This window comes from Micromonospora sp. LZ34, from assembly GCF_052981855.1.
In genome coordinates this window covers 13,397-38,338 of record NZ_JBRIQN010000019.1, presented here as the reverse complement: position 1 = coordinate 38,338, position 24,942 = coordinate 13,397, and the positions used below count along the sequence as shown (strand labels likewise).

Annotated in this window: 28 protein-coding genes; 20 read left to right on the top strand and 8 right to left on the bottom strand. The window is 74.1% G+C overall.

Annotated features, from left to right (window positions below):
- Window positions 1-5: 5 nt before the first annotated feature.
- Entirely contained in the window at window positions 6-539 is a 534-nt protein-coding gene (locus ACVCAH_RS20545) for an HNH endonuclease (RefSeq protein WP_447137793.1), read from the top strand.
- A gap of 8 nt (window positions 540-547) precedes the next feature.
- Here ACVCAH_RS20545 and ACVCAH_RS20540 read toward each other — a convergent pair whose 3' ends face one another.
- The 3 genes from ACVCAH_RS20540 to ACVCAH_RS20530 form a co-directional block, all read right to left on the bottom strand.
- Entirely contained in the window at window positions 548-1,384 is an 837-nt protein-coding gene (locus ACVCAH_RS20540) for a class F sortase (RefSeq protein WP_447137792.1), read from the bottom strand.
- A gap of 12 nt (window positions 1,385-1,396) precedes the next feature.
- The gene (locus ACVCAH_RS20535; RefSeq protein ID WP_447137791.1) at window positions 1,397-1,936 is read right to left on the bottom strand and encodes a hypothetical protein; all 540 of its coding nucleotides are present in this window, start codon (window positions 1,934-1,936) and stop codon (window positions 1,397-1,399) included.
- A gap of 87 nt (window positions 1,937-2,023) precedes the next feature.
- Complete coding sequence (locus tag ACVCAH_RS20530) at window positions 2,024-2,491, bottom strand: Lrp/AsnC family transcriptional regulator (protein WP_447137790.1); 468 nt, start codon at window positions 2,489-2,491, stop codon at window positions 2,024-2,026.
- Window positions 2,492-2,637: 146 nt separating this feature from the next.
- Here ACVCAH_RS20530 and ACVCAH_RS20525 point away from each other — a divergent pair, with 146 nt between their 5' ends.
- From ACVCAH_RS20525 to ACVCAH_RS20460, 14 genes are all read left to right on the top strand, one after another.
- Window positions 2,638-3,540 (top strand): tryptophan 2,3-dioxygenase, encoded by a 903-nt coding sequence (locus ACVCAH_RS20525; protein ID WP_447137789.1) that lies wholly within the window; start codon window positions 2,638-2,640, stop codon window positions 3,538-3,540.
- Between the two features lie 14 nt (window positions 3,541-3,554).
- A complete protein-coding gene (gene kynU, locus ACVCAH_RS20520; RefSeq protein ID WP_447137788.1) occupies window positions 3,555-4,868 on the top strand; it encodes a kynureninase in 1,314 nt (437 codons plus the stop codon).
- A 61-nt stretch (window positions 4,869-4,929) separates the two neighbouring features.
- The gene (locus tag ACVCAH_RS20515) at window positions 4,930-6,264 is read left to right on the top strand and encodes an FAD-dependent oxidoreductase (protein WP_447137787.1); all 1,335 of its coding nucleotides are present in this window, start codon (window positions 4,930-4,932) and stop codon (window positions 6,262-6,264) included.
- A gap of 26 nt (window positions 6,265-6,290) precedes the next feature.
- Window positions 6,291-7,772: a 2-hydroxymuconic semialdehyde dehydrogenase gene (locus ACVCAH_RS20510; RefSeq protein ID WP_447137870.1), complete on the top strand. Its 1,482-nt coding sequence runs from the start codon at window positions 6,291-6,293 to the stop codon at window positions 7,770-7,772.
- Entirely contained in the window at window positions 7,769-8,563 is a 795-nt protein-coding gene (locus tag ACVCAH_RS20505; protein ID WP_447137786.1) for a 2-keto-4-pentenoate hydratase, read from the top strand. Before ACVCAH_RS20510 ends, ACVCAH_RS20505 begins: the two co-directional genes overlap by 4 nt.
- Window positions 8,560-9,501, top strand: coding sequence for an acetaldehyde dehydrogenase (acetylating) (locus tag ACVCAH_RS20500; protein ID WP_447137785.1), 942 nt, complete (start codon window positions 8,560-8,562; stop codon window positions 9,499-9,501). Before ACVCAH_RS20505 ends, ACVCAH_RS20500 begins: the two co-directional genes overlap by 4 nt.
- Window positions 9,498-10,562, top strand: a complete 1,065-nt coding sequence (gene dmpG, locus ACVCAH_RS20495; RefSeq protein WP_447137784.1) for a 4-hydroxy-2-oxovalerate aldolase — start codon at window positions 9,498-9,500, stop codon at window positions 10,560-10,562. The genes ACVCAH_RS20500 and dmpG overlap by 4 nt, the downstream gene beginning before the upstream one ends.
- Window positions 10,559-11,332, top strand: a complete 774-nt coding sequence (locus ACVCAH_RS20490; protein WP_447137783.1) for a 2-keto-4-pentenoate hydratase — start codon at window positions 10,559-10,561, stop codon at window positions 11,330-11,332. The genes dmpG and ACVCAH_RS20490 overlap by 4 nt, the downstream gene beginning before the upstream one ends.
- The gene (locus ACVCAH_RS20485) at window positions 11,329-11,760 is read left to right on the top strand and encodes a RidA family protein (protein ID WP_447137782.1); all 432 of its coding nucleotides are present in this window, start codon (window positions 11,329-11,331) and stop codon (window positions 11,758-11,760) included. Before ACVCAH_RS20490 ends, ACVCAH_RS20485 begins: the two co-directional genes overlap by 4 nt.
- Window positions 11,757-12,281, top strand: a complete 525-nt coding sequence (locus ACVCAH_RS20480; RefSeq protein ID WP_447137781.1) for a 3-hydroxyanthranilate 3,4-dioxygenase — start codon at window positions 11,757-11,759, stop codon at window positions 12,279-12,281. The genes ACVCAH_RS20485 and ACVCAH_RS20480 overlap by 4 nt, the downstream gene beginning before the upstream one ends.
- The gene (locus ACVCAH_RS20475; RefSeq protein ID WP_447137780.1) at window positions 12,281-13,315 is read left to right on the top strand and encodes an amidohydrolase family protein; all 1,035 of its coding nucleotides are present in this window, start codon (window positions 12,281-12,283) and stop codon (window positions 13,313-13,315) included. Before ACVCAH_RS20480 ends, ACVCAH_RS20475 begins: the two co-directional genes overlap by 1 nt.
- A gap of 86 nt (window positions 13,316-13,401) precedes the next feature.
- A complete protein-coding gene (locus ACVCAH_RS20470; RefSeq protein WP_447137779.1) occupies window positions 13,402-14,865 on the top strand; it encodes an amidase in 1,464 nt (487 codons plus the stop codon).
- A 54-nt stretch (window positions 14,866-14,919) separates the two neighbouring features.
- Entirely contained in the window at window positions 14,920-15,225 is a 306-nt protein-coding gene (gene ctaJ / locus ACVCAH_RS20465; protein WP_447137778.1) for an aa3-type cytochrome oxidase subunit CtaJ, read from the top strand.
- Window positions 15,212-15,619 carry a DUF5130 family protein gene (locus ACVCAH_RS20460; protein WP_447137777.1) on the top strand — a complete coding sequence of 136 codons (408 nt, stop codon included), beginning with the start codon at window positions 15,212-15,214 and terminating at the stop codon, window positions 15,617-15,619. The genes ctaJ and ACVCAH_RS20460 overlap by 14 nt, the downstream gene beginning before the upstream one ends.
- Window positions 15,620-15,683: 64 nt before the next feature.
- On the opposite strand, the gene ACVCAH_RS20455 is transcribed toward ACVCAH_RS20460, so the two are convergent.
- Window positions 15,684-16,247 (bottom strand): Uma2 family endonuclease, encoded by a 564-nt coding sequence (locus ACVCAH_RS20455; protein WP_447137776.1) that lies wholly within the window; start codon window positions 16,245-16,247, stop codon window positions 15,684-15,686.
- Window positions 16,248-16,333: 86 nt separating this feature from the next.
- On the bottom strand, window positions 16,334-18,883 hold the full coding sequence (pepN, locus tag ACVCAH_RS20450; protein ID WP_447137869.1) for an aminopeptidase N: 2,550 nt from the start codon (window positions 18,881-18,883) through the stop codon (window positions 16,334-16,336).
- 221 nt (window positions 18,884-19,104) lie between these two features.
- Between pepN and ACVCAH_RS20445 the strand changes: the two genes are divergently transcribed.
- The 4 genes from ACVCAH_RS20445 to ACVCAH_RS20430 all read left to right on the top strand — a co-directional run bounded on the left by ACVCAH_RS20445 (window position 19,105) and on the right by ACVCAH_RS20430 (window position 22,186).
- Entirely contained in the window at window positions 19,105-19,728 is a 624-nt protein-coding gene (locus ACVCAH_RS20445; protein WP_447137775.1) for a mycothiol-dependent nitroreductase Rv2466c family protein, read from the top strand.
- Between the two features lie 251 nt (window positions 19,729-19,979).
- The gene (locus tag ACVCAH_RS20440; RefSeq protein ID WP_447137774.1) at window positions 19,980-20,360 is read left to right on the top strand and encodes a hypothetical protein; all 381 of its coding nucleotides are present in this window, start codon (window positions 19,980-19,982) and stop codon (window positions 20,358-20,360) included.
- Between the two features lie 84 nt (window positions 20,361-20,444).
- Window positions 20,445-21,644, top strand: a complete 1,200-nt coding sequence (locus tag ACVCAH_RS20435; RefSeq protein ID WP_447137773.1) for a DUF1015 family protein — start codon at window positions 20,445-20,447, stop codon at window positions 21,642-21,644.
- Window positions 21,645-21,715: 71 nt separating this feature from the next.
- Window positions 21,716-22,186 (top strand): ribose-5-phosphate isomerase, encoded by a 471-nt coding sequence (locus ACVCAH_RS20430; protein WP_447137772.1) that lies wholly within the window; start codon window positions 21,716-21,718, stop codon window positions 22,184-22,186.
- A gap of 42 nt (window positions 22,187-22,228) precedes the next feature.
- Here ACVCAH_RS20430 and ACVCAH_RS20425 read toward each other — a convergent pair whose 3' ends face one another.
- Window positions 22,229-22,561 carry a hypothetical protein gene (locus ACVCAH_RS20425; RefSeq protein ID WP_447137771.1) on the bottom strand — a complete coding sequence of 111 codons (333 nt, stop codon included), beginning with the start codon at window positions 22,559-22,561 and terminating at the stop codon, window positions 22,229-22,231.
- Between the two features lie 24 nt (window positions 22,562-22,585).
- Complete coding sequence (locus ACVCAH_RS20420; RefSeq protein WP_447137770.1) at window positions 22,586-23,806, bottom strand: GNAT family N-acetyltransferase; 1,221 nt, start codon at window positions 23,804-23,806, stop codon at window positions 22,586-22,588.
- A gap of 112 nt (window positions 23,807-23,918) precedes the next feature.
- On the opposite strand from ACVCAH_RS20420, the gene ACVCAH_RS20415 reads away from it, so the two are divergent.
- A complete protein-coding gene (locus tag ACVCAH_RS20415) occupies window positions 23,919-24,488 on the top strand; it encodes a hypothetical protein (protein WP_447137769.1) in 570 nt (189 codons plus the stop codon).
- Between the two features lie 164 nt (window positions 24,489-24,652).
- On the opposite strand, the gene ACVCAH_RS20410 is transcribed toward ACVCAH_RS20415, so the two are convergent.
- Window positions 24,653-24,919, bottom strand: a complete 267-nt coding sequence (locus ACVCAH_RS20410) for a hypothetical protein (RefSeq protein ID WP_447137768.1) — start codon at window positions 24,917-24,919, stop codon at window positions 24,653-24,655.
- Between the last annotated feature and the right edge of the window lie 23 nt (window positions 24,920-24,942).

The window sequence follows — 24,942 nt, the reverse complement described above, 5'->3', positions numbered from 1 at the left end:
GCGCGATGCCTGACATACGACCCACGGTGGGCTCCGGCGCGCTGGTCCTCAACGCCACCTACGAGCCGCTGTGTGTCGTGTCCGTACGTCGTGCCGCCATCCTCGTGCTCTCCGCCAAGGCCGTCTGCGTCGCCGACGGCGACGGCATCCTGCACAGCGCCCGCAACGCGCTGCCGGTGCCCTCCGTCGTCCGGCTCACCCGGTTCGTCCGGGTCCCCTACCGCAGCCACGTCGGGCTGTCCCGGCGGGCGATCTTCGCCCGGGACGGCTGGCGCTGCGCGTACTGCCGGGGGCCGGCGGAGACCATCGACCACGTCTTCCCGCGCAGCCGCGGCGGCCGGCACGCCTGGGAGAACGTGGTGGCGGCGTGCGCGAAGTGCAACCACACCAAGGGCGACAAGACCCCGGCCGAGCTGGGCTGGCGGCTGCACGCGCTGCCGGCGGCCCCGAAGGGCGTCGCCTGGCGGGTGCTGGGGCACCGGGCGCCCGACCCGCGCTGGGCCGACTGGCTCGACCTGCGCGAGCCCGAGGCCGCCTGAGCCCCCGCTCACGGGGTGCGGGCCCGCACCAGGGTGGCGAAGACCACCACGTTGTCGGCGTAGCCGGTCTCCCCGCCGACCCAGCGCCCGCCGCAGGTGATCAGGCGCAGGTTGGGGCGGCTGAAGTCGCCGTAGACCTCGTCCACCGGCAACCGCTCCTTGTCGAACCGCTCCACCGAGTTCACCTCGAAGACCGCGACGGAGCCGTCCTCGCGGCTGACCTCGACCGGGTCCCCGGCGCGCAACTCCCGCAACTGGTGGAACACCGCCGGCCCGGTGCTGGTGTCGACGTGCCCGACGATGACCGCCGGTCCGTACTGGCCCGGGGTGGGGCCCTGGTCGTACCAGCCGGCCTCCTGCGCCCGGGCCGCGTCCGGCACGGCGATGCTGCCGTCCGGAGCGATCCCCACGTTGTGCACGGGCGCCGCCAGGTCGATCGGTTGGCTGCTGATGCCCACCGGTCGGCTGGCCGCCAGCACCGGGAACTTCTTCGGCGGTGGCCGCAGCCCCGCGGTGAACCGGTCGGGCAGGACGTGGATCCCGGTGACCCGCTCCACTCCGAGCATCGCGATGATCAGCACCATCAGGGTGCCGATCACCAGCACCGGCAGCCCGGGCCCGGAGTCGGCCAGCCGGCGGCCGGCGGCCCAGCGGTGCCGCGGCCGGGGCGGCAGCGGCCGGGCGGCCGGGTCGGGCGTGGCCACGCTGGCCGAGAAGGCCTGCCCGGCCACCCGGCGCAGCCGGCCGGTGGCGGCCACCACCACCCGGCGGGACGCCCGCAGCGCCCGCCGGGCGGCCGCCCGGCGCGGATCCGGTCGCGGGGTACGCGCGCGAGAACCGGCCATGGCGGCGGGGGGTCAGGAACCGGCCCCGGTCCGACGACGGTTGCCGAACAGCCCGAAGGCGACCACGACGGCGACCGCGGCGACGCCGCCGACCAGCAGCAGCGAGCCGGTGCCCCGGCCGCCGGCGGTGCCGCCGCTCCCGGTCGCCGGCCCCTTTGTGGGCTGTTCCATGTCGAGCACGGTCAGCGTGGTGGTCGCGGTGTTGTTGTTCTGGCAGCGCAGGTTGACCGGATATTCACCGGGCTCCTTGCCGCTCGGAACGGTCGCCTTGCCGGTCAGGAAGCCGTTCTCCGGCCGGAGCACCACCCGGCCGAACGCGTCCGAGTGCACCTCGGCCTGCCGGTTGTTGCCGTCGTCGCAGCTGGCCCGGATGTTCACCCGGCTGCCCGCCTGCACGCTGTTCGGCGTCACCTCGACGAAGGCGTTCTCGCCCGCCCGGGCCGGCGCCGCGCCGACCAGGACGAAAGCCCCGATCAGGAGGCACACCCCGAACAGCCGGATGATGGTCGACGGGGCGCAGAGCACGCCTCCGTACGGTCGCAGACCCCGCATGATCCTCCCTCCCGGCACCGGTGCACCGGTCCTGCTGGGGCGACCCGGCGTGCTTTCCCCCTGCGTCCGGCGCTAACCCGCAGCCGGTCAGCGGCGGCGGGCGGTGGGGCCGTCGAAGGGCGGCAGCGGGGTGACCGGATGCCAGTCCAGCGGGGTGGAGAGCACCATGGTGCTGGACGGCTGGCCGTACGGGGCGAGCCGGTCGATCACCGCCTCGAACTCGTCGATCGAGCCGGCCGCGACCTTGAGCATGCTGCACGCGTCGCCGGTGATCCGGTGGATCTCCAGGATCTCCGGCCAGCCGGCGACCTCGGGGTCGCGCAGGATGCAGCGGGCGCCGTAACAGGACATCCGGATCAGCGCGACCACGGTGCGCCCGGCCCGGGTCAGGTCCACGTGCGCGTGGTAGCCGGTGATGACGCCGGACTCCTCCAGCCGGCGGACCCGCTCGGCGACCGCGGGCGGGGAGAGGTGCACCCGCCGGGACAGCTCGCTGAAGGAGAGCCGCGCGTCGGCCTGCAGCTCGCGTAGCAGCGCCCAGTCCATGTCGTCCACGAGGAAACCTTACGTTCTCCAACCGGAAGCCCCGAAGCGCCTTCGGGGCGGCAGGTCACCGCCGCGTAGCGCCGTTGAACAGGCATTCCGTCCGCCGCCGCGACCGGGAGATCATGTCGCCACCCGGCTGGAGGAGGAGACGACAGGTGAAGCAGACGGAGCTGCGGGCGCCCACGCCGGCCGCGGTGGTGCGTCCCGCCACCCCGCAGCAGCGAGCGGCCCGGGCGGAGCGCAACGGTGGCAAGCCGACGCTGGAGTTCGCCGAGCGGGTGCCGTACGACGCGTACACCCGGGCCAGCACCCTGCACCGGTTGCAGCAGCCGCTCAGCGACGACCCGGGCGAGATGTCCTTCCTGGTGGTCAGCCAGATCATGGAGCTGTACTTCAAGCTCACCTGCCACGAGCTGCGGGAGACCCAGCGGCTGCTGCGGGCCGACCGGGTGTGGGACGCGCTGGCCCCGCTGCGCCGGGCCGCCCTGCACCTCGAGGGGCTGAATGCGGCCTGGAAGGGGCTGCGCTGGATGACCCCGGCCGACTTCAACCGGTTCCGCAACCTGCTCGGCGAGGGCTCGGGCTTCCAGTCGGCGATGTACCGGCACCTGGAGTTCCTGCTCGGGCTCCGCGACCCGGCGCTGATCCGGCCGTTCCGCCGGCAGACCGAGGTCCACGCCGAGCTCAACGCCACCCTGGCCGCGCCGAGCGTCTGGGACGACGTGCTCGCCCTGCTCGCCCGGCACGGCCACGACCTGCCGGCCGAGCTGCTGGAGCGGGACGTGGCCGTCGAGCACGAGCCGCACCCCGCCGTGGAGGCCGCCTGGGTGCGGATCTACGCCGACGCCGGGCCGGAGAACCACCTGCGGCTGCTGGGCGAGGCGCTGACCGAGGTGGCCGAGCAGTTCGGCGACTGGCGGCAGCACCACGTCAAGGCGGTGCAGCGGACAATGGGCGCCAAGGTCGGCAGCGGCGGCTCCGCCGGTCTGGCGTGGTTGCAGCGCAGCATGGCCCGGGTGGTCTTCCCCGAGCTGTGGTCGGCCCGGACCGCGATGTAACCGGAGGACCAGAGATGAGCACCCCCACGTCCGACGCCGAGGCGCCGCGCTCCGCCTCCGGCGAAGCCGAGGCGCGCCGGCTCGACGCCGCCGACCCCGGGCACCGCCACCTGTTCCACGTGCCACCGGCCGACGGCGGCCGTTACCCGGAGGCCGCGTACCTGGCCGGCAACTCGCTGGGGCTGCAACCCCGGGCCACCGGTGACGAACTCCTCGCCGACCTGGCCGCCTGGCGGCGGCTCGGCGTCGAGGGCCACCTGGAGGCGGAGCGGCCCTGGCTGCCGTACCACGAGCTGCTCACCGGCCCGGCCGCGCGACTCGTCGGCGCCCGTCCCGCCGAGACCGTGGTGATGAACTCGCTGACGGTCAACCTGCACCTGCTGATGGTCAGCTTCTACCGGCCGGCCGGCGCGCGGAACCGGATCGTCATCGAGGACAGCGCCTTCCCCTCGGACAGCTACGCCGTGCGCAGCCAGGCCCGCTTCCACGGGCTCGACCCGGACGAGGCGGTGGTGCGGCTCACGCCGCGCCCCGGCGAGGAGACCCTGCGCACCGAGGACGTGACGGCCTACCTGGCCGCCGAGGGCGACCGGGTGGCGCTGGTGCTGCTCGGCGGGGTCAACTACCTCACCGGCGAGCTGATGGACATTCCGGCGATCACCGCCGCCGGCCGGGCCGCCGGGGCGGTGGTCGGCTGGGACCTGGCGCACGCCGCCGGCAACGTGCCGCTGGCCCTGCACGACTGGGACGTCGACTTCGCCGCGTGGTGCTCGTACAAGTACCTCAACGCCGGGCCCGGCGCGCTGGCCGGCGTCTTCGTCCACGAGCGGCACCTCGGCGACCCCGACCTGCCGCGCTTCGAGGGCTGGTGGAGCACCGACGCGGCGACCCGGTTCGAGATGACCCCGGTCTCCCGGCCACCGGCCACCGTGGAGGCCTGGCAGATCTCCAACCCACCGATCTTCGCGATGGGCCCGGTGCGGACCTCGCTGGAGATCTTCGACGCCGTCGGCATGCCGGCCCTGCGCGAGCGCAGCGTCCGGCTCACCGGCTACCTGGAGCGGCTGCTCGACGAGGTGACCGCGAACCGGCCGCTGACCGTGGTCACCCCCCGCGATCCGGAACGCCGCGGCTGCCAGCTGTCGGTGCGGATCGGCGCCGGCAGCGCGGCCGAGCTGACCAAGCGGCTGCGGCACGAGCACGGCGTGATCGCCGACGCCCGGGAGCCGGACGTCGTCCGGTTCGCGCCGGTGCCGCTCTACTCCACGTACCACGACTGCTGGCGGGTCGCCGCGGCGCTGGCCGCCACCGTCGGGGAGGTCCGGTGAGCGCGAGGAGTGAGCCGGGGGCGCGGGCCCCGCAGTCGCGAACGAAAGGCAGGCGCTGCTCATGAACCCGGAACGGGACGAGATCGCGGTGGTCGGCGCCGGCCTCGCCGGGTGCCTGCTGGCCTGCTTCCTGGCCCGGCGCGGCTACCGGGTGGCGCTCTACGAGCGGCGGCCCGACCCGCGTAGCGGGCAGGTCGAGCGGGGGCGCTCGATCAACCTGGCCCTCTCCGAGCGCGGCCTGGACGCGCTGCGCCGGATCGGGCTGGCCGAGCAGGTGATGGCGGACGCGCTGCCGATGCGCGGCCGCATGATCCACCCGGTCGGCGGGGAGCCGCAGTTCCAGTCGTACAGCGCCGCCGGCGATCTGGCGATCAACTCGATCAGCCGGGGCGCGCTGAACAACGCCCTGCTGGACGCCGCCACGGCGCTGCCTGGGGTGCGGATCGCCTTCGACCACCGGTTGGTCGGGCTCGACCCGGCCACCGGTGGGATGACCTTCGAGACGCCGCAGGGCAAGGCGACGGCCGGCGCGGCGATCGTGCTCGGCACCGACGGCGCCGGCTCGGCGGTACGCGGGCAACTGCTCGCCCACGGCCTGCTCACCGAGAGCCTCGACTTCCTCGACTACGGCTACAAGGAGCTGACCATCCCGCCGCTGGGCGGGGACTATGCGCTCGACCCGGCGGCGCTGCACATCTGGCCGCGCGGCACCTCGATGATGATCGCGCTGCCCAACCCGGACCGGTCGTTCACCTGCACGCTCTTCTGGCCCACCCACGGCACCGCGAGCTTCGCCTCGCTGGGCAGCCCGGCGGCGATCGAGCGGCACTTCGCCCTGCACTACCCGGACCTGCCGCCGCTGGCGCCGAACCTGGTCGACGACTACCAGCAGAACCCGGTCGGCGTGCTCGGCACGGTGCGCTGCACACCGTGGCAGGTGGGCGGCCGGGTCGGCCTGCTCGGCGACGCGGCGCACGCCATCGTGCCGTTCTACGGCCAGGGCGCGAACTGCGCGTTCGAGGACGTGGTGGAGCTGGACCGCTGCCTCGACGAGTGTGCTGACGACTGGGCGGCGGCGCTGCCGCTGTTCCAGGAACGCCGGCAGGACAACGCCGAGGCGATTGCCCGGATGGCGCTGGCCAACTTCGTGGAGATGCGGGACAAGGTCGCCTCGCCGGTGTTCCAGCTGCGGCGCCGGGTGGAGCACGCACTGGAACGGGCGCTGCCCGGCCGGTACGTTTCGCAGTACGAGCTGGTCTCGTTCTCCACCACCCCGTACGCGGAGGTGCGGCGGCGGGTGCGCCGGCAGCACCGGGTGCTGGGGGCGGTGGCCGCGGGTGCGGTGGCGGCGCTGGTGGGTGCGGTCGGCGCCGCGGTCAGCCGAGGGAGGCGCTGATGTCGACGATCTGGGATCCCCGGCTGATGACCGGCCACGCGCCGGACGGCCCGGGCCTGCTGCGCAACTTCGTCGGCGGCGAGTTCGTCGCGGCCGGGAAGACCTTCACCAAGGCCAGCCCGGTGACCGGGGAACCGGTCTTCGAGGTGGCCGAGGCGGACGCGTCCACGGTGGACGACGCGGTGGCCGCCGCCCGGGCGGCGCTGCGCGGGCCGTGGGGCCGGATGGGTGAGCGGGAGCGGGCCGAGGTGCTGCGTCGGGTCGCCGACGAGCTGGAGCGCCGCTTCGACGACCTGGTCACCGCCGAGGTGGCCGACACCGGCAAGGCCATCTCGCAGGCCCGCACCCTGGACATCCCCCGCGGGGCGGCGAACTTCCGCGCCTTCGCCGAGATCGTGGCGACCGCGCCGACCGAGTCGTTCACCACGGTCACCCCGACCGGCGGCCGGGCGCTGAACTACGCCGTCCGCAAGCCGGTCGGCGTGGTCGCGGTGATCGTGCCGTGGAACCTGCCGCTGCTGCTGCTCACCTGGAAGGTCGCCCCGGCGCTCGCCTGCGGCAACGCGGTGGTGGTGAAGCCGAGCGAGGAGACCCCGGCCTCGGCGACGCTGCTCGCCGAGGTGATGGCCGCGGCCGGGGTGCCGGCCGGGGTGTTCAACCTGGTGCACGGCTTCGGCCCCGACTCGGCCGGGGAGTTCCTCACCCGGCACCCGGACGTCGACGCGATCACCTTCACCGGCGAGTCGGCGACCGGCGGCGCCATCATGCGGGCCGCCGCCGACGGGGTGAAGGCGGTCTCCTTCGAGCTGGGCGGCAAGAACGCCGGGCTGGTCTTCGCCGACGCCGACCTGGACGCGGCGGTGGCCGGGTCGGTCCGGTCCAGCTTCACCAACGGCGGCCAGGTCTGCCTCTGCACCGAACGCATCTACGTGCAGCGGCCGGTGTTCGCCGAGTTCACCGAGCGGCTGGCGAAGCGGGCCGGCGAGCTGGCGTACGGGTGGCCGGCCGACGAGGCCACGGTGAACATGCCGCTCATCTCCGGGCAGCACCGGGCGAAGGTGCTCGGCCACTACGACCTGGCCCGGGTCGAGGGCGCGCAGGTGCTCGCCGGGGGCGGGACGCCGCGCTTCGGCGACGCCCGCGACGGTGGGGCGTACGTGCAGCCGACGGTGCTCACCGGGCTGGGCCCGGACGCCCGGACCAACCGCGAGGAGATCTTCGGCCCGGTGGTGCACGTGGCCCCGTTCGACGACGAGGACGAGGCGTACGCGCTGGCCAATGGCACCGAGTACGGCCTGGCGGCGGCGGTGTGGACCCGGGACGTCGGCCGGGCGCACCGGGCCGGGGCCCGGCTGGACGCCGGCACCGTCTGGGTCAACACCTGGTTCCTGCGCGACCTGCGCACCCCGTTCGGCGGGGTGAAGGCGTCCGGCATCGGGCGCGAGGGCGGCGTGCACTCGCTGGACTTCTACTCCGAACTCACCAACGTCTGCGTGGACCTGTCATGACCGATTTTGAAGCCGCCGCCCGGGAACTGGTCGAGGCGCGGGAGAGCGGCAAGCCCTGCCCGCCGCTGCGCGGGCGGCTGCTACCCGAGGGGGACGTCACGTCCGCGTACGTCGTGCAGCAGCTCCAGGTGCGGCAGTGGCTGCAGCGCGGCCACCGGCGGGTGGGCGCGAAGATCGGGCTGACCTCCCGGGCGGTGCAGGAGAGCTTCGGCGTCTACCAGCCCGACTTCGGCGTGCTGCTGGACAGCATGGCGGTGCCCGACGGGGCGGAGGTCGGCCTGGACCGGCTGCTGCAACCCCGGGTGGAGGCGGAGGTGGCGTTCGTGCTCGGCGCCGACCTGCCGGACGAGCGGGTCACCACCGCCGACCTGACCCGCGCGGTCGACCACGTGCTGCCGGCGATCGAGATCGTCGACTCCCGGGTCGCCGGCTGGGACATCTCCATCGTGGACACCGTCGCCGACAACGCCTCCAGCGGGCTGTTCGTGCTCGGCACCACGCCGCGCCGGCTCACCGACGTCGACCTGCGGCTCTGCGGAATGGTGCTGGAGCACGCGGGGGAGCCGGTCTCGGTCGGCGCCGGCGCGGCCTGCCTGGGCAACCCGCTGCACGCGCTGGAGTGGCTGGCGCGGACGATGGCCCGCTCCGGCGACCCGCTGCGCGCCGGTGACGTGGTGCTCTCCGGGGCGCTCGGCCCGATGGTGCCCGTCACCCCGGGCGCCGCGTACGAGGCCCGGATCTCCGGCCTCGGTTCGGTCCGGACCTGTTTCTCATCCGAGGGGGCGGCATGACTGTCGGGGTGGCGGTGATCGGGTCCGGCAACATCGGCACCGATCTGATGATCAAGGTGCTCCGGCTCTCGGAGTCGCTGCGGATGGTGGCGATGGCCGGCATCGACCCTGGGTCGGACGGCCTGGCCCGGGCCCGGCGGCTCGGCGTGGCCACCACCGCCGACGGCGTGGACGGTCTGGTGGCGATGCCCGAGTTCGCCGACGTCGAACTGGTCTTCGACGCCACCTCGGCCGCCGCGCACCGGCGCCACCACGAGGTGCTGCGGGCGCACGGCCGGACCGTGGTCGACCTGACCCCGGCCGCCATCGGCCCGTACGTGGTGCCGCCGGTCAACCTCGACGAGCACCTGCACGAGGGATGCGTCAACATGGTCACCTGCGGCGGTCAGGCCACCGTGCCGATCGTCGCCGCGGTCGGCCGGGTCACCCCGGTGGTGTACGGGGAGATCGTCGCCTCGATCGCCTCGAAGTCGGCCGGACCGGGCACCCGGGCCAACATCGACGAGTTCACCGAGACCACCGCCCGGGCGATCGAGGTGGTCGGCGGTGCCGAGCGGGGCAAGGCGATCATCGTGCTGAACCCGGCCGACCCGCCGCTGCTGATGCGGGACACCGTCTACTGCCTCTGCCCGGACGCCGACGCCGACCGTGCCGCGATCGCGGCCTCGGTGGCGCGGATGGTGGCGACCGTGCAGGAGTACGTCCCGGGTTACCGGCTCAAGCAGGACGTGCAGTTCGACCCGGTGGACAGCTACGTGCCCGCGCTGGGCCGGCGGCTGACCGGGTTGCAGGTCTCGGTCTTCCTGGAGGTCTCCGGGGCCGGGCACTACCTCCCGGCGTACGCCGGGAACCTGGACATCATGACCTCGGCCGCGCTGCGCACCGCCGAGCGGCTGGTGGCCCTGCGGGCCGCGCGCACGACGGAGGTGACCGCGTGACCGACCTGTACATCCAGGACGTGACGCTGCGCGACGGCATGCACGCCATCGCCCACCGCTACACCGTCGAGCAGGTCCGCGCCATCGCCGCGGCGCTGGACGCGGCCGGGGTGGCCGCCATCGAGGTGGCGCACGGCGACGGGCTCGCCGGTTCCAGCGTCAACTACGGCCACGGCGCGGCCAGCGACGCCGAGTGGATCGCCGCTGCCGCCGAGGTGCTGACCACCGCGAAGCTCACCACCCTGCTGCTGCCCGGCATCGGCACCATCGCCGACCTGAAGGCGGCGCAGGCGCTCGGGGTGACCAGCGTGCGGATCGCCACCCACTGCACCGAGGCGGACATCTCGGCCCAGCACATCTCCTGGGCGCGGGAGAACGGCATGGACGTCTCCGGCTTCCTGATGATGTCGCACATGAACGACCCGGCCGGGCTGGCCGCGCAGGCCAAGCTGATGGAGTCGTACGGCGCGCACTGCGTCTACGTCACCGACTCCGGCGGGCGGCTGCTGATGTCCGACGTGGCCGAGCGGGTCGACGCGTACCGGCAGGTGCTGGCGCCGGAGACGCAGATCGGCATCCACGCGCACCACAACCTCTCGCTGGGGGTGGCCAACAGCGTGGTGGCGGTCGAGCACGGCCGGATCCTGGGTGACGGGCCGCCGGGCTCGCCGTCCGGGCGGACCGTCCGGGTGGACGCCTCGCTGGCCGGGCAGGGCGCCGGGGCCGGCAACGCCCCGCTGGAGGTCTTCGTCGCGGTCGCCGAGCTGCACGGCTGGAAGCACGGCTGCGACGTGTTCGCGCTGATGGACGCGGCCGACGACCTGGTCCGCCCGTTGCAGGACCGGCCGGTGCAGGTCGACCGGGAGACGCTCTCGCTGGGGTACGCCGGGGTCTACTCCAGCTTCCTGCGGCACGCCGAGCGCGCCTCGGCGAAGTACGGCGTGGACGTCCGGTCCATCCTCGTCGAGCTGGGCCGGCGCCGGATGGTGGGCGGCCAGGAGGACATGATCGTGGACGTGGCGCTGGACCTGGCCGGCAGCCGCGAGGAGGGGACGGCATGATCGGGCCGGACACCGCGGGGATCGCCGAGCGGCTGGGCGTGGCGGCCGACACCGCCACCGCCATCCCGCAGCTCGCCGCCGAGACCGGATTGGACGTCGACGCCGCGTACGCGGTGCAGACCGCGCTGCTGCAACGCCGGATCGACCGGGGTGAGCGGCTGGTCGGGCTGAAGATGGGGCTGACCAGCAAGGCGAAGATGGCCCAGGTCGGCGTGGACGAGGTGATCTGGGGCCGCCTCACCGACGTGATGCGGGTGCCCGACGGCGGCACCGTGGACCCGACCGACTTCATCCACCCGCGGGTCGAGCCGGAGGTGGCGTTCCTGCTGGACCGGCTGCCCCAGCCGGGCGAGCCGGTCGGCGAGTTCCGCGACGCGGTCCGTGCCGTCGCGCCGGCCATCGAGCTGATCGACTCCCGGTACGCCAACTTCACCTTCTCGCTGCCGGACGTGATCGCCGACAACACCTCGGCCGCCGCGTTCGTGCTCGGTCCGTGGTCCCCGGTGCCGGACGGGCTGGACAATCTCGGCGTGCTGCTGGAGGTCGACGGCCGGGTGGCGCAGGTCGGCTCCACCGCGGCCATCCTCGGCGACCCGCGCCGCGCGTTGGACGAGGGCATCCGGCTGGCCGGCCGGCACGGGGTGCGGATGCACTCCGGCTGGGTCTTCCTCGCCGGCGCCGCCACCGCCGCGGTGCCGCTCCGCCCGGGCGCTCATGTCCGGGCGGTCGTCGAGAAGCTCGGCACGGCTTCGCTGCGGGCGGCGTCGTGAGCGCGCCCCGGGCCCGCGTGGTTGCCGGCAAGGCCGTCCCCCGGGGTGCGTTCCCGCACGTCAAGGTGGCGGGCGGGTTCGTCTTCGTGTCCGGTACGTCGTCCCGGCGGCCGGACAACACCTTCGCGGGTGTCGAGGTGGACGAGTTTGGCACCACCGACCTCGACATCCGGGTGCAGACCCGAGCGGTGATCGAGAACATCCGGGACCTGCTGCGGTCGGTGGGCGCCGACCTGTCCGACCTCGTCCAGGTGACCAGCTACCTGGTCAACATGAACGACTTCGGCGGCTACAACGAGGTGTGGGCGGAGTTCTTCGACGCCACCGGGCCGACCCGCACCACCGTCGCCGTGCACCAGTTGCCGCACCCGCACCTGCTCATCGAGATGCAAGCCGTGGCCCTGCTCCCTTCAGGAGGTCAGTCGTGAGCGAGATCGCCGAACCGTTCAGCTTTCCCGGGTGGATCGCGGAGAACCAGCACCTGCTCAAGCCGCCGGTGGGCAACAAGGAGATGTTCCCGGGCGGGGACGACTTTATCGTGATGGTGGTCGGCGGGCCCAACCAGCGCACCGACTTCCACGTCGACCCGTACGAGGAGTTCTTCTACCAGGTCAAGGGCAACATGCACATCAACCTGATGACCCCGGAGGGGCCGCGTACGGTGCACGTGCGCGAGGGTCAGATGTGGATGCTGCCGCGCAACACCCCGCACTCGCCGCAGCGGCCGGAGGCCGGCTCGATCGGCGTGGTGGTGGAGCGGATCCGCGAGGAGGGCACCCTGGAGAAGTTCCAGTGGTACTGCCCCGAGTGCGGGTACAAGGTGCACGAGGTGGAGTTGCAGGTGCGCGACATCGCCGCCGACCTGCCCCCGGTGTTCCAGGCCTTCTACGCCGACGAGAACGCGCGGACCTGCGACAACTGCGGCGCGCTGCATCCGGGGAAGGGCTGATGGCGGATCCCGCCGAGGATCGGCCGGGGCAGTCGCGGGTGCCGGTGGTGGACGTGCACACGCACGTCGTACCGAAGGGATGGCCGGACCTCGGCGCCGCGTGCGGCGGGTCCGGCTGGCCCTGGCTGCGGGTCGACTCGGAGCGCGCCGCCATGATCATGGTGGGCGAGACGGAGTTCCGGCCGATCGGCGCGTCCTGCTGGGACGCGCCGACCCGGCTGGCGGACATGGCCGCCGACGGCGTCGACCTCCAGGTTGTCTCGCCCACCCCGGTCTTCTTCAGCTACGACCGCCCCGCCGACCAGGCGGCGAAGGTCGCCCGGATCTTCAACGACCTCACCCTTGAGGTGACCGCGGCCGGCGGCGGGCGGCTGGTGCCGTTCTGCCAGGTCCCGTTGCAGGACCCGGAGGCCGCCTGCGCCGAACTGGACCGCTGCCTGGCCGCCGGGCACGCCGGCGTCGAGATCGGCAACCACGTCGGCGACCGGGACCTCGACGACGGCGGCGTCGTCGAGTTCCTCACCCACTGCGCCCGGGTGGGCGCGCCAGTCTTCGTCCACCCGTGGGACATGCCCGGCGGCCCCCGGCTGGACCGGTGGATGGCCCGCTGGCTCACCGGCATGCCGGCCGAGACCCACCTGTCGGTGCTGGCGCTGATCCTCGGCGGCGTCTTCGACAAGGTGCCGGAGACGCTGCGGATCTGCTTCGCGCACGGCGGCGGCAGCTTCCCGTTCTGGCTGGGCCGGGCCGACAACGCCTGGCACCGCCGGGGCGACCTGGTCCGGGGCAAGTCGACCGCCCCGCCCAGCGGCTACCTCGACCGGTTCAGCGTGGACTCGGTGGTCTTCGAGCCGGCCGCGCTCCGGCTGCTGGTCGACACCATGGGGGAGGACCGGGTGCTGGTCGGCAGCGACTACCCCTACCCGCTGGGCGAGCGCCCGGTCGGCCAGGTGGTCCACAAGGCCGATTTCCTCACCCCCGAGCAGCGGAGGAAGCTGCTCTCCGAGAACGCGCTGCGCTTCCTGCGCGGCTGACCCGGCAGGCGTGGTCCCGCCGATCCGGCGGGCCGGGCCGGCGCGTGACGAGTGCACGCGGCCGGCCGTCCGGGCAGGATGAGGGGATGGCCGAGCCGCACGACCTGACCGCGCTGGAGCAGGCCGCCGCGACCGCCCGCGGCGAGCTGTCCAGCGTGGAACTCGTCGAGCACCACCTGCACCGGGTCGCCGCGCTCGGCGACACCGTCGGGGCGTTCGTCACCGTCACGCCGGAGCTGGCCCGGGACGCCGCCCGGGCCGCCGACACGGTGCCGGTCGAGCGGCGCGGGCCGCTGCACGGCGTGCCCACCGCGATCAAGGACCTCACCCTCACCGCCGGGGTACGCACCACCTTCGGATCGGCCGCCTTCGTCGACTTCGTGCCCCCGGTCGACGCCGACGTGGTCCGGTTCATGCGCGCCGCCGGGCTGGTCAGCCTCGGCAAGACCACCACCTCGGAGCTGGGCTGTTCGCTCTACTCGGAGGGGCTGGTCGCGCCGCCGGCTCGCAACCCGTGGAACCTGGCGTACACGGCGGGCGGCTCCAGCGGCGGCGCGGCCGCCGCGGTGGCGGCCGGCCTGGTGCCGGTGGCGCAGGGCTCCGACGGCGGCGGTTCGCTGCGCATCCCGGCGTCGCTCTGCGGTCTGATCGGCTACAAGCCGAGCCGGGGGGTGGTCTCCGGCGGTCCGCTCGGCTTCGGCGCGTTCGGCCTGCCCACCAGCGGACCGATCGGGCGCACCGTCGCCGACGTGGCGGCGCTGCTCGACGTGCTGGCGCAGCCGGTGCCGGGGGAGCCGTACCTGCCGCCGCTACCGCCGGCCGGCGGCTACCTGACCGCGGCCCGGCAGGCCCAGCCCGGCCGGCTGCGGGTCGGCCGGTTCACCGCGCCGATGCTCGCCGACGAGCCGGTCCACCCGGACTGCGTCGCCGCCGTGGACCGGGCCGCCGCGCTGCTCACCGCCGCCGGGCACGAGGTGGTCGAGGTGCCTCCGCCGCTCGGGCCGTCGGCGTGGCCGCTGTTCGAGATCGTCTGGTACGTGCTGGCGCTCGCCCCGGTGCCGCCCGAGCTGGAGAGCCAGCTGCTGCCGCTGACCCGCCACCTGCGGGCCCGGGGCGCGGAGATCTCCGCCGCCACCCTCAGCGCCACGCTCGGCGAACTCCAGGCGCAGGTACGCCGGGGCGTGCACCGCACCGCCGGCTGCGACCTGCTGCTCTGCCCCACCCTCGCCGCCCCGCAGGCGCCGGTGGGCTGGTTCACCGAGAGCGGCGACCCGGCGGACGATTTCGACCGGCAACGCCGGTTCTCGCCGTACTGCGCCATCTTCAACGTCACCGGCGATCCGTCCGTCTCGCTGCCGGTGGGCGTCACCGCCGAGGGACTGCCGGTCGGGGTGCTGCTCACCGGCCGGTACGGTGACGACGCGCGGCTGATCGCCACGGCTGCGCAACTGGAGGACTCCAGTGGCGGGTGGGATCGCCACCCCGCAATCTGGCGGGCCGTCGGCTCCGCTAACGTGAATGGCAGCGGAGTCGGGCGGTCGGCGCCATGATCGTCCACCCGACCCGGTTGCTCTGGTCTCTCTTTCCGCCTGGGGGCGTTGGGATTGTCTGTTACCGAGACGTTGCTGGTCTTCGTCGGCATCCCGGCGGCCGCGGTGCTGGTGATCGCCGGTCTGGCGTACGCCGGTAGCCGTGGCGGCGGCGGTGGCGGCGCCAAGCGCTACCGGCCGGGCCGGCCCTTCGACTTCACTCCGGTCTGGTTCGTGGGCCGCCCGGAGCAGCTGGCCGATTCGGCCGGCACCGCCCTGGCAGCGGGCGCGCAGGCGCCGGCGCTGACCAGTCGCAAGCAGGAGCAGGCCGGCGAGATCGCGCCGGCCGGTGGAACCGGAGGCGCAAGTGACCGTTGGTGAGAAGCAGGCCGGGCCGGGCAACCCGCCCGAGGTGCTGGACGGGCCGTTCTCGACCCGGCAGCTGCTGCGCATCGACGAGGCCCTCCGGCTGGCCGACCAGAACACCGGCCTGGTCTTCTCGGTCTTCGTGGGCGGCCTCGACGAGCCGATCCGGGAGCACGCCGAGCGGCTGCACCGCCAGCTCGCCGAGCCCGACAAGTCAGTGCTGATCGCGGTCTCGCCTAACCAGCGCCAGCTGGAGATCATCACCGGTCGCTACGCCCGCAAGCGCATCCCCGACACGTACGCCAAGCTGGCCGCGCTGTCGATGGTCGCGGCGTTCGGCGGCGGCGACCTGGCCGGCGGCATCATCAACGGCCTGGACCAGCTCGCCAGCCACGCCGGCAGGGGCTGACCCTCCTCCTCGTACGACGAAGCCCGGTCCGCGCCACGCGGACCGGGCTTCGTCGTACTTCCTGTCAGCGTGGCCAGGTGGTCGGGTCGAGCGTCATCGGCCAGGGCTCGCCGACCTCGACCGGATCGTCCGGCCCGACCGTGCCGAGCAGTTCGTAGTGGTCGTCCTTGCCGAGGTCGTAGCGGTAGACCACCGGTCCGAAGTCACCGCGCTCCACCCGCCAGTACGCGGGGATCCCGGCTTCGGCGTAGAGCGCCGGCTTGGTGAACCGGTCGTGCCGGCGGCTGCTCGGCGACTCCACTTCCACGACGAGCGCGACGTCGGCCGCCTCGGCCCACATCCGGTCCCGCGGCGCACCGGGCCGCAGGACCGTGACGTCCGGGATGAGGTTGCCCCCGGGCACCCGGATTCCGACAACCCGGATCACCCGCCAGCCTGGTGGCGCGACCTGGCGCAGCGCCATCCGGATGTCGTCCGCCAGCTCGTGGTGGTCGGGCCCGGCCGGTGGAGTCACGTGCAGGCTCCCGTCGATGATCTCGTAGCGGTTCCCGTCCTCGGGCAGGTCGAGCAGATCCTGCTCCCGCCAGCCCCGGTCAGGTGGGCGCCACTCGTACGTCGGCTGTGCCATCACGTTCACCTCCCTGCGGCCAACTTACGGCGCGGGGCCGGCACGGGCTCGCGCCCACGCCGGCCCCGCAGGCCGTCGACTCGCAATCAGGCGGTCTGGGCGTCCCGGGCGCGGGCCCTGAGGGCGCGGACCACGCCGTCGCGGCCCTCGGCGACCAGCCGCCGCAGCGGGCCCGGGTGCCCGTCGGCGGCCAGCCAGGCGTCGGTGGCGGCCACCGTGTCCTCCTCCACCAGGTACGCCGGGTACGCCAGTTGCGCGAACTCCTGGGCCGGCTCGCTGTCCCGGCTGGCCCACACCTGACCCACCGCGGCGAAGTACTTCTCCCGGTAGGGCGCGACCAGCTCGACCTGCGCCGGGTGGGCGAAGCCCTGCAGCAGCGCCCGGTGCCGCCAGTTCGGCAGCGCCTCCGGGCCGGTCAGCTGAGCCCAGACGGCGGCCTTGTTCTCCGCCGTCGGCACCAGCGCGTGCGCGTACGCCGCCTCCCGCTCGCCGCTGGCCGTCCGGTCGCCGGCCAGCTCGGCCTCGATCTCGGCGGGGCCGGCCGCGCCGTTGGCCACCAGCGCGCCGAGCACCGCCCAGCGCAGCTCGGTGTCGACGGTCAGCCCGGCCGGCACCCCGCTGCCCGCCAGCCAGCCGCGCAGCGTGGCCAGGTCCTCCGCGGAGCGGGCGGCCGAGGCGTACGCCCGGGCCCAGGCGAGCTGGAAGCCGCTGCCAGGCTCCGCGGCGGCCAGCGCGGTGCGGGCGGTACGGGCCAGCTCCGCCCAGCCGGTCGGCGCCCAGGCCGGGTCGGCGTAGAAGGTGAGCGTGGTGGTGGCCTGCCGCAGCGTCGCGGTGACCAGGTTGATGTCGGTCTCGGCGGGCAGCCCGGCCAGCACCAGCGCCACGTAGTCGCGGGCGGCCAGTTCGGCGTCGCGGGTCATGTCCCAGGCGGCCGTCCAGCAGAGCGCGCGGGCCAGCGACGACTCGAGGCCGGCGATGTGCTGCACCACGGTGGCCATCGACCGCTCGTCGAGCCGGAGCTTGGTGTAGGTGAGGTCGTCGTCGTTGAGCAGCAGCACGTCGGCGGCGCGCACCCCGCGCAGCTCGGTCAGCTCGGTCCGCTCGCCGGTCACGTCCACCTCGAGGCGCTGGCGGCGGACCAGCCGGCCGTCGGCGAGGTCGTACAGCCCGACCCCGATCCGGTGGGTGCGCAGCGTCGGGTGCCCGGCCGGCGCCTCCTGCCGGACCACCACCTGCTGGTACGCGCCGTCCGCGTCGATCGTCACCTCCGGCCGCAGGGTGTTGACCTGCGCGGTCTCCAGCCACTGGGCGGCGAACTTGCGCAGCTCCCGGCCGGAGGCCGCCTCCAACTCGGAGAGCAGGTCGTCGAAGGTGGCGTTGCCCCAGGCGTGCTTGCCGAAGTACGTCCGTAGGCCGGCCACGAACGGCTCCTCGCCCACGTACGCGACGAGTTGCTTGAGCACGCTCGCGCCCTTGGCGTAGGTGATGCCGTCGAAGTTGACCTCGACCGCCTCCAGGTCCGGCATCTCGGTGTAGACCGGGTGGGTGGAGGAGAGCTGGTCCTGCCGGTAGCCCCAGTTCTTCCGGATGGACAGGAAGGTGGTCCACGCCTCGCGGAACCGGGTGGCGTGGGTGTTGCACCAGTGGCTGGCCCACTCGGCGAACGACTCGTTCAGCCACAGGTCGTTCCACCAGCGCATGGTGACCAGGTCACCGAACCACATGTGCGCCAGCTCGTGCAGGATCGTGTTCGCCCGCTGCTCGTACTCGAAGTCGGTGACCTGGGAGCGGAAGATGTAGTGCGACTCGGCGTGCGTGACGCAGCCGAAGTTCTCCATCGCGCCGGCGTTGAAGTCGGGCACCCAGAGCTGGTCGTACTTGGGCAGCGGGTAGCGCACGCCGAACTGCTCGTGGAAGAAGTCGAAGCCCTGCTTGGTGATCAGGAAGAGGTCGTCGGAGTCGAGGTACTGCGCCATCGACGCCCGGCAGAACACCCCCAGGTCGATCCCGTCGTGGCTGTCCCGCACCTCGTGGTACGGCCCGGCGCAGAGCGCGGTGATGTAGGTGCTCATCCGGGCCGACTCGGCGAAGTGGACGGTCTTCAGGGCCTCGCCGGCCGGCTCCTCGCGCGCCACCGGCATGTTCGACACCACCCGCCAGTGGTCCGGCACGGTGGCGCGCCAGGTGTAGACGCTCTTCAGGTCGGGCTGGTCGAAGCAGGCGAAGACGCGCTGCGCGTCGGCCGTCTCGAACTGGCTGTAGAGGTAGGTCTCGCCGTCGACCGGGTCGACCGTGCGGTGCAGGCCCTGCCCGCTGTTGGAGTACGCGAAGTCCGCGTCGACCACCAGGACGTTCTCGCTGTCCAACCCGGACAGCGTCAGGCCCTTCTCCGCCGACCAGTCGCCGAGGTCGACCGGGTTGCCGTTCAGCGTCGCCGAGCGCACCGAGTCGGCCGCCACCTCGATGAAGGTGCTCGCGCCCGGCTCGGCGCAGCGGAACCGGACCTCGGTGGTCGAGCGGAAGGTGCGGCCCTCGGCCGCCTGGACGGCGCTGGACAGGTCCAGGTTGATGTCATATCCGGTCACGTCGAGCAGGCGGGCCCGCTCGGTCGCCTCGACCTGCGTCAGGTTGCGCACTCCCGGCACGTTCGTCTCCATCCCACTCTCGCCGTACGCCGCGGCGGCGCCCGTCCGCCGGCCGCTCGTGGCGGCCGGCCGGATCCGAGTCTTCCATGCACCGGCGGTCCGCGGTGGTCGAGGTCACGCTCTCATTCGGCTGTCGGGCCACGCCGCCGGGGGCGAAGATCGGGGGTGAGGCGCCGGAGCCCCGGCGTCACCCGTCGTGAAGGGACCTCACCGTGAGCGAGCGTGTCGCCGTCGACATGTGGTTCGACCCCCTCTGCCCGTGGGCGTGGATCACGTCCCGCTGGCTGCTGGAGGTGGAGCAGGTTCGGGAACTGGACATCCGCTTCCACGTGATGAGCCTGTCGGTGCTCAACGAGGGCCGGGACCTGCCCGAGCAGTACCAGGAGCTGATGCGGGTCGGCTGGGGCCCGGTGCGGATCTGCATCGCGGCCGAGCAGCGCCACGGCTCGGAGGTGCTGCGCCGGCTCTACACCGCCCTCGGCACCCGGATCCACCTGGGCAAGGAGCAGCTCGGGCCGGAGCTGTACGCCGCCGCGCTGATCGACGCCGGGCTGGACCCGGCGCTCGCCGAGGCCGCCGAGAGCACCGACTACGACGCGGCGCTGCGGGCCAGCCACGAGGCGGGCATGCGGCCGGTCGGCACCGACGTCGGCACGCCGGTCATCCACGCCCCGGGCCCGGACGGCCGCCAGGTCGCCTTCTTCGGCCCGGTCATCACCCCGGCCCCGAAGGGCGAGGCCGCGGGTCGCCTCTGGGACGGCGTCCTGCTGGTCGCCGGCACCCCCGGCTTCTTCGAGCTGAAGCGCTCCCGGGACCTCGACCCCATCTTCGACTGATCCCTCCGTCATCCCCGCCGGCCGGTCGTCCAGCCGGTCGAGAGGTTCGGGTCGGATCCCGGACCCGAACCTCTCGGTCGGCGGAGGCGGGCGGCGGGGGAGAGGTGGGCGGGCGTCACCGGGCTGGCGGCGGAATCGTTGGCTTCCATGTCCGCCGCAGCGACCCGCAGGGCCGCACCCCGCAGCTCGTGGAGGCATCCCCGATGGCCAAGCACCGTGCGTCCGTTGACGATTCTCCCCGCGGTGAGGAGGTGGCCGACAGTCCCGACGCGGCGTACTGGTCGGTCGACGACTCCTGCTGGCCGACGCTCCGGCCCGACCTTCCCCCGGACATGGTGGACCTGCTCGCCCCGCCGATCGTGGTCGGCGTCGCCCGGGTGCCGGCGACCTCCCGGCTGACCCCGCCCGCCGCCGAGCGGCCCGCGCCGGTGGCCGTCCGGCCCACGCCGGCCGCGCCCGCACCGCCCCGGCCGGCGGCGCCCGCGCCGGTCGGAGCGCGTCCCGCCCCGGCCGATCCGGTCTCTCCGGTGGGTGGCCGCCGCAGCCCGCACGCCGCGTCCACCACCAATCGTCGGCCGGCTCCCGCCGGGCGGCACCGGCGGCAGGCGGGCTCCGCGGACCGCACCGGCTGAGCCGGCCGCGCCGCTCTTTCATCTGGTGGACGCCGTGCGGGTCCGCGGTCGTGGGCCGGTCCGCCCCAGGTAGCGTCAGCGGTCATGACGGTCGTGCATCCGATCGCCCGGGCCTGGATCACCACTGGCGGCACCGGCGCGCAGAACTACGACGAGTTCGCCGACGACGCGGAGATCACCGCGATCATCGAGGCGAACCCGCACAGTGCCCTCGGCATCGAGATGCCGCACCGGGCGCCGGAGAGCATCGGGAAGTCCTTCCTCGACGCGCTGCCGGACGCGGCGGCCCGGCTCGCCGAGGCCAAGGCCGACGGCAGCTACACCCCGGCCGAGCGGGTGGTCGTGCTCTACCGGATCAGCGCGCCGGGGGAGGAGCCGGCGTACGGGCTCTTTGCGATGGTGGACACCGACCAGATCTCCACCCGGGCCGACGAGCCTGGTCTGGTGATCCGCAACGAGGACGTCTTCATCGCCAAGGTGCGGGAGCGGGTGGCGCTCGCCGAGGCGCTCGGGCACCTGCTCTCGCCCGTACTGCTGCTGCAGACCGGGCGGGGCGACGAGCTGCACGCCGCGCTCGCGGCGGCGACCGAGACGGCCGGCGCGCCCGCCGCCACCGACACCGACCAGGCCGGGCGCACGCACGCCATCTGGCTGGTCGGCCCCGGCCCGGAGCAGGACGAGCTGACCGCCCTGGCCGGCGGTGGCGAGCTGGTCGTCGCCGACGGCAACCACCGCAGCCTGGCCGCCCAGACCGGCGGGCTGCCGCGCTTCCTGGCGGTGGTCACCACGCCGGCCTCGGTGGCCATCCAGCCCTACAACCGGCTGGTCAGCGAGCTGACCACCACGCCCGACGAACTGCTCGACCGGCTGCGCGCCGCCGGCGCGCAGGTCACCCCGATCGACGGCCCGGTCGAGGTTCCGGCGGCCGGCGGCACCGTCGGACTCCGGCTGGCCGGCCAGGGGTACGCGGTGACCCTGCCGCACACCGGTGACGCCCGGTTGGAGAACCTCGACCACGCCCTGGTCGAGCGGCTGCTGCTGCGCGACGCGCTCGGGCTGGACCCGGGCGACAAGCGGATCACCTACGTCGGCGGCGACTACCCGGCGAGCTGGCTCACCGGTGAGGTCGACGCCGGCCGGGCCGAGCTGGCCGTGCTGATCGCCCCGGTGACCGTGGACGACTTCGTGGCGGTGAACCTGGCCCGGGAGAAGATGCCGCGCAAGAGCACCTGGTTCACCCCGAAGGCACGCGGCGGTCTGGTGGTCGCCGAGCTGCCCCGCTGAGCTGTGACGAATCCACCCCGGGACGCCGCCCGCGCGGGGTTCCGGGGCGGCGGCCTGTCAGACTGCGCGGTATGCGCGTCTACCTGGGATCCGACCACGCCGGCTTCGAGTTGAAGGTGCACCTGGCCAACCACCTGGCCACGCAGGGGTACGACGTGGTCGACGTCGGCCCGCACGCGTACGACCCGGACGATGACTACCCGGCGTTCTGCCTGCACACCGGCGACCGGGTGGTGGCCGACGCGGGCAGCCTGGGCGTGGTGATCGGCGGCTCCGGCAACGGCGAGCAGATCGCCGCCAACAAGGTCGCCGGGGTCCGCGCCGCGCTGGCCTGGAACATCGAGACCGCCCAGCTGGCCCGGGAGCACAACGACGCCAACATCGTCGCCGTCGGCGCCCGCCAGCACACGCTGGACGACGCCACCGCCATCGTCGAGGCGTTCCTGGCCACCCCGTTCTCCGGCAACGAGCGGCACTTCCGGCGGATCGCCCAGATGGCCGAGTACGAGCGCACCCGGACCCTGCCGGCCCTGCCGTCCTAGCCCGAATCCGGCGTCGCGGTCGCCGGTGCGGCGACCGCCGGCTCAGCGGCGGGGGAGGTCCTCCCGGGGCACCCAGTTGCGGCGGACGATCACCACGCGCGCCTCGGCCTCGGCCAGGTCGGCCTCGCCGGGCCGCGCGGCGTCCCGGGCCCGCATGGCGGCGGTGACGCTCACCTGGGACGAGCCGGAGCCGACCAGGCCGCGCAGTCCCCGCTCACCCTCGCGCTCCTCGGGCGGGCCGCCGCGCCGCCCGCGCGGCGGGTCACCGCCGTCGTGCACCCCGGCGGTGGTCGCGCTCGGGCCCTCGCCGGGCGTCGGCGGGTCGCCGCCCGGCTGGTGTCTGAGCCGGCGCCGCCGTCGTTCCGCGTCCCCCATCAGCCGACCGTACCGCCCCCGGCGTCAGAACACCTCCATGCCGGCCGGGGCGCGGTGCCAGCCGAAGGCCGGTCCGGCGGCGGCCAGGGCGCCGGGACGCAGCTCGCCGACCCGGCCGGCGGCGGCCAGCGCGCCCAGCCCGGCCCCGCCGAGGTAGAGCTCCCCGAGGCAGCGCACGTCGCAGGCGAGCTCCGCCGGCCGGTCGGTCGGCGCGCACTCCGCGCCCTCCGGCCCGCCGGTCAGCCGCCACCGGCCGGTGTTCTCCGGCAGCAGCGCGTCGGTGACCTCGACCACCACGTCCACCGGCGCGGCGTACCGGCGGGCGGCGAGCGCGGCCGGTACGTCGACCACCCGCAGCCAGAGCGCGTCGACGAGGTGGGCGCCGAGCCGGCGCGGCTCGTCGACCAGCCGCAGCAGCGGCTCGTCCACGGCCGCCCGGAAGGTGAGCCGCCGGGTCAGGTCGATGGAGAGCAGCATCCGCCACAGCGCCGCGTACGCCTCGGGCGTGACGGCCACCACCTCGTCGACCGTGGTGTGCCCGCGCGGGCCGGTGCGCTCCCACTCGCCCCGGGTACGGAACAGCCCGTACCCGTCGACCCCGTCGGGGCCTTCGTGCAGCACCACCCGCCGCTCGGTGGCGCCCCCGCGCTGCCCGGCCGGGTCGCCGAGCACGTAACGCCACCAGGCGTCGTTCCGGCTCGACCAGCCGGGCCGGTCGGGGCGTACCCGGTCGTACACCCGGGCCAGCTCGGCCTGGCGCGCGGCCGGGCGGTCCAGGCGCAGCCGGCCCGCCGCGGACGCCGGCGCCGGCAGGCGCAGCTCGGTGGTGTCGCACTCCACGGCGAGCCGCTGCGCGGCCAGCCCGTAGCCGAACCGGGGGTAGATCCGGCCCTCGCTGGCCCAGAGCACCGCGACCGGCTCCCGACCGGCGTCCCGCAGCTGCCGCAGCTGGTGGCGCATCAGCCGGGTGAGCAGGCCCTGGCGGCGGTGGGTCGGGACCACCCCGACCATGGTGACGTGGGCGGCCGGCACGGTGCCGCCGGGCACGGTGAGTTCGCGGGTGAAGGCGGCGGCGCTGGCCACCAGGTCGGCGCCGTCGCGGATCAGCAGCGCCCGCTCCGGCTCGAAGATGCCGCGTTCGATCTCGTGCGTCTCGGCATCGAAGCCACCGTGGAACAGGTCGCCGAGCATCCGGGCGAGCTCGTCGAAGTCCTCGGCGCGGGCGGGTTGCGGGGAGTTCGTCACCGGTCGTGTCTAGCTGACCGGTGCGGAGTCGGCGACCGATTTGCCGGCTGGCTACCCTCGGAACCGGGACGGCGACCGGTGGGCCGCCGCCGGTCCAGGGGGAGGGGACGAGATGGCAGACCAGACGCAGCCGTGGGCGGAGCGGACGGTCGAGGTACCGCCGCAACCGGGCGTCGGGGTGCCGCCGCAGCGCGGTGCCGGGGTGCCTCCGCAGCGCGACGCGTTCCGGCCGGGGGTGGCGTCCGTCGGTCGGTCCGGTACGCCGCGTACCGAGCCCTTCCCGGTGGTCCACCAGGAGCCGACCGGCACCGGCTGGCCGGGTGGGTCGACGCCGCGGCGGCCGATGAGCTGGCACCTGGCGCAGTTGCGGCGCGGCGGCGAGTGGAGTGCCGCCGGCCTGCTCTTCGCCTTCGTCTGCTGGGGCATCTGGGCGATCTCGGGCGGCGGCAACCTGACCGGGCCGCTGATGATCTTCGTGCTGAGCGTGCTGGTGGCGCTCGGGCTCTTCGCGCTCACCCGGCTGCTCGGCCGGGTGGTGCTGGAGCGCCAGCTGGGCCGGGTCCGCCGCAGCGCCCGGGGGGCGCACCTGGTGACGGCCGTCTTCCTCACCGGCCTCGGCATCGCCTACCTGCAGCAGACCGATTGGGTCGTGTCGGCCTGGAACTGGATCACCAACAACTGACCCGGCCCGGTACGCCCGGGCGGCCGGCACGCCGCCGTCCGCCCGGGCGTCCGGTCGCGGGCCCCGCGACCAGAGGTCGTTTCTCCACCAGGATGGCGCTGCTTACCCGGCCGGCCGCGGATCATCCGTGATCGGGCGGTCCGACCTCGCAGCTGATCGATGGCTCAGTGGCTGCCGCCGGGCCCCTCGGCGTCCGCCCGGGGCGAGGCGACCCGCGCCGCCGGGTCCTCGACGCCGGGCTCGCCGCCGCCCGGGGCCACCATGCCGTCGTAGTTGTAGAGGATGCGGCCATCGTCGTGCCGCTTCGTGGTCCGCACGTACCGGTGGATCATCCCGTCGATCTTCAGCTCCAGCAGGGCGCTGTCGCCCGCGTCGTGGGTGCTGCCGTCCCGGGGCCCGCCGACCAGGTGCGCCGTCGTGTTCGTGTCCATGCCGATGCCCTACCCGGGGCGTC

What these genes read in the sequence shown, in the direction of transcription:
- ACVCAH_RS20425 (WP_447137771.1), bottom strand. Translation starts at nt 22,561, where the DNA reads ATGGGGGACGCGGAACGACGGCGGCGCCGGCTCAGACACCAGCCGGGC.
- ACVCAH_RS20470 (WP_447137779.1), top strand. Translation starts at nt 13,402, where the DNA reads ATGGCCGAGCCGCACGACCTGACCGCGCTGGAGCAGGCCGCCGCGACC.
- ACVCAH_RS20455 (WP_447137776.1), bottom strand. Translation starts at nt 16,247, where the DNA reads ATGGCACAGCCGACGTACGAGTGGCGCCCACCTGACCGGGGCTGGCGG.
- ACVCAH_RS20415 (WP_447137769.1), top strand. Translation starts at nt 23,919, where the DNA reads ATGGCAGACCAGACGCAGCCGTGGGCGGAGCGGACGGTCGAGGTACCG.
- ACVCAH_RS20435 (WP_447137773.1), top strand. Translation starts at nt 20,445, where the DNA reads ATGACGGTCGTGCATCCGATCGCCCGGGCCTGGATCACCACTGGCGGC.
- ACVCAH_RS20540 (WP_447137792.1), bottom strand. Translation starts at nt 1,384, where the DNA reads ATGGCCGGTTCTCGCGCGCGTACCCCGCGACCGGATCCGCGCCGGGCG.
- ACVCAH_RS20515 (WP_447137787.1), top strand. Translation starts at nt 4,930, where the DNA reads ATGAACCCGGAACGGGACGAGATCGCGGTGGTCGGCGCCGGCCTCGCC.
- ACVCAH_RS20490 (WP_447137783.1), top strand. Translation starts at nt 10,559, where the DNA reads ATGATCGGGCCGGACACCGCGGGGATCGCCGAGCGGCTGGGCGTGGCG.
- ACVCAH_RS20475 (WP_447137780.1), top strand. Translation starts at nt 12,281, where the DNA reads ATGGCGGATCCCGCCGAGGATCGGCCGGGGCAGTCGCGGGTGCCGGTG.
- ACVCAH_RS20510 (WP_447137870.1), top strand. Translation starts at nt 6,291, where the DNA reads ATGACCGGCCACGCGCCGGACGGCCCGGGCCTGCTGCGCAACTTCGTC.
- ACVCAH_RS20535 (WP_447137791.1), bottom strand. Translation starts at nt 1,936, where the DNA reads ATGCGGGGTCTGCGACCGTACGGAGGCGTGCTCTGCGCCCCGTCGACC.
- ACVCAH_RS20500 (WP_447137785.1), top strand. Translation starts at nt 8,560, where the DNA reads ATGACTGTCGGGGTGGCGGTGATCGGGTCCGGCAACATCGGCACCGAT.
- ACVCAH_RS20505 (WP_447137786.1), top strand. Translation starts at nt 7,769, where the DNA reads ATGACCGATTTTGAAGCCGCCGCCCGGGAACTGGTCGAGGCGCGGGAG.
- ACVCAH_RS20410 (WP_447137768.1), bottom strand. Translation starts at nt 24,919, where the DNA reads ATGGACACGAACACGACGGCGCACCTGGTCGGCGGGCCCCGGGACGGC.
- ACVCAH_RS20545 (WP_447137793.1), top strand. Translation starts at nt 6, where the DNA reads ATGCCTGACATACGACCCACGGTGGGCTCCGGCGCGCTGGTCCTCAAC.
- kynU (WP_447137788.1), top strand. Translation starts at nt 3,555, where the DNA reads ATGAGCACCCCCACGTCCGACGCCGAGGCGCCGCGCTCCGCCTCCGGC.
- ACVCAH_RS20430 (WP_447137772.1), top strand. Translation starts at nt 21,716, where the DNA reads ATGCGCGTCTACCTGGGATCCGACCACGCCGGCTTCGAGTTGAAGGTG.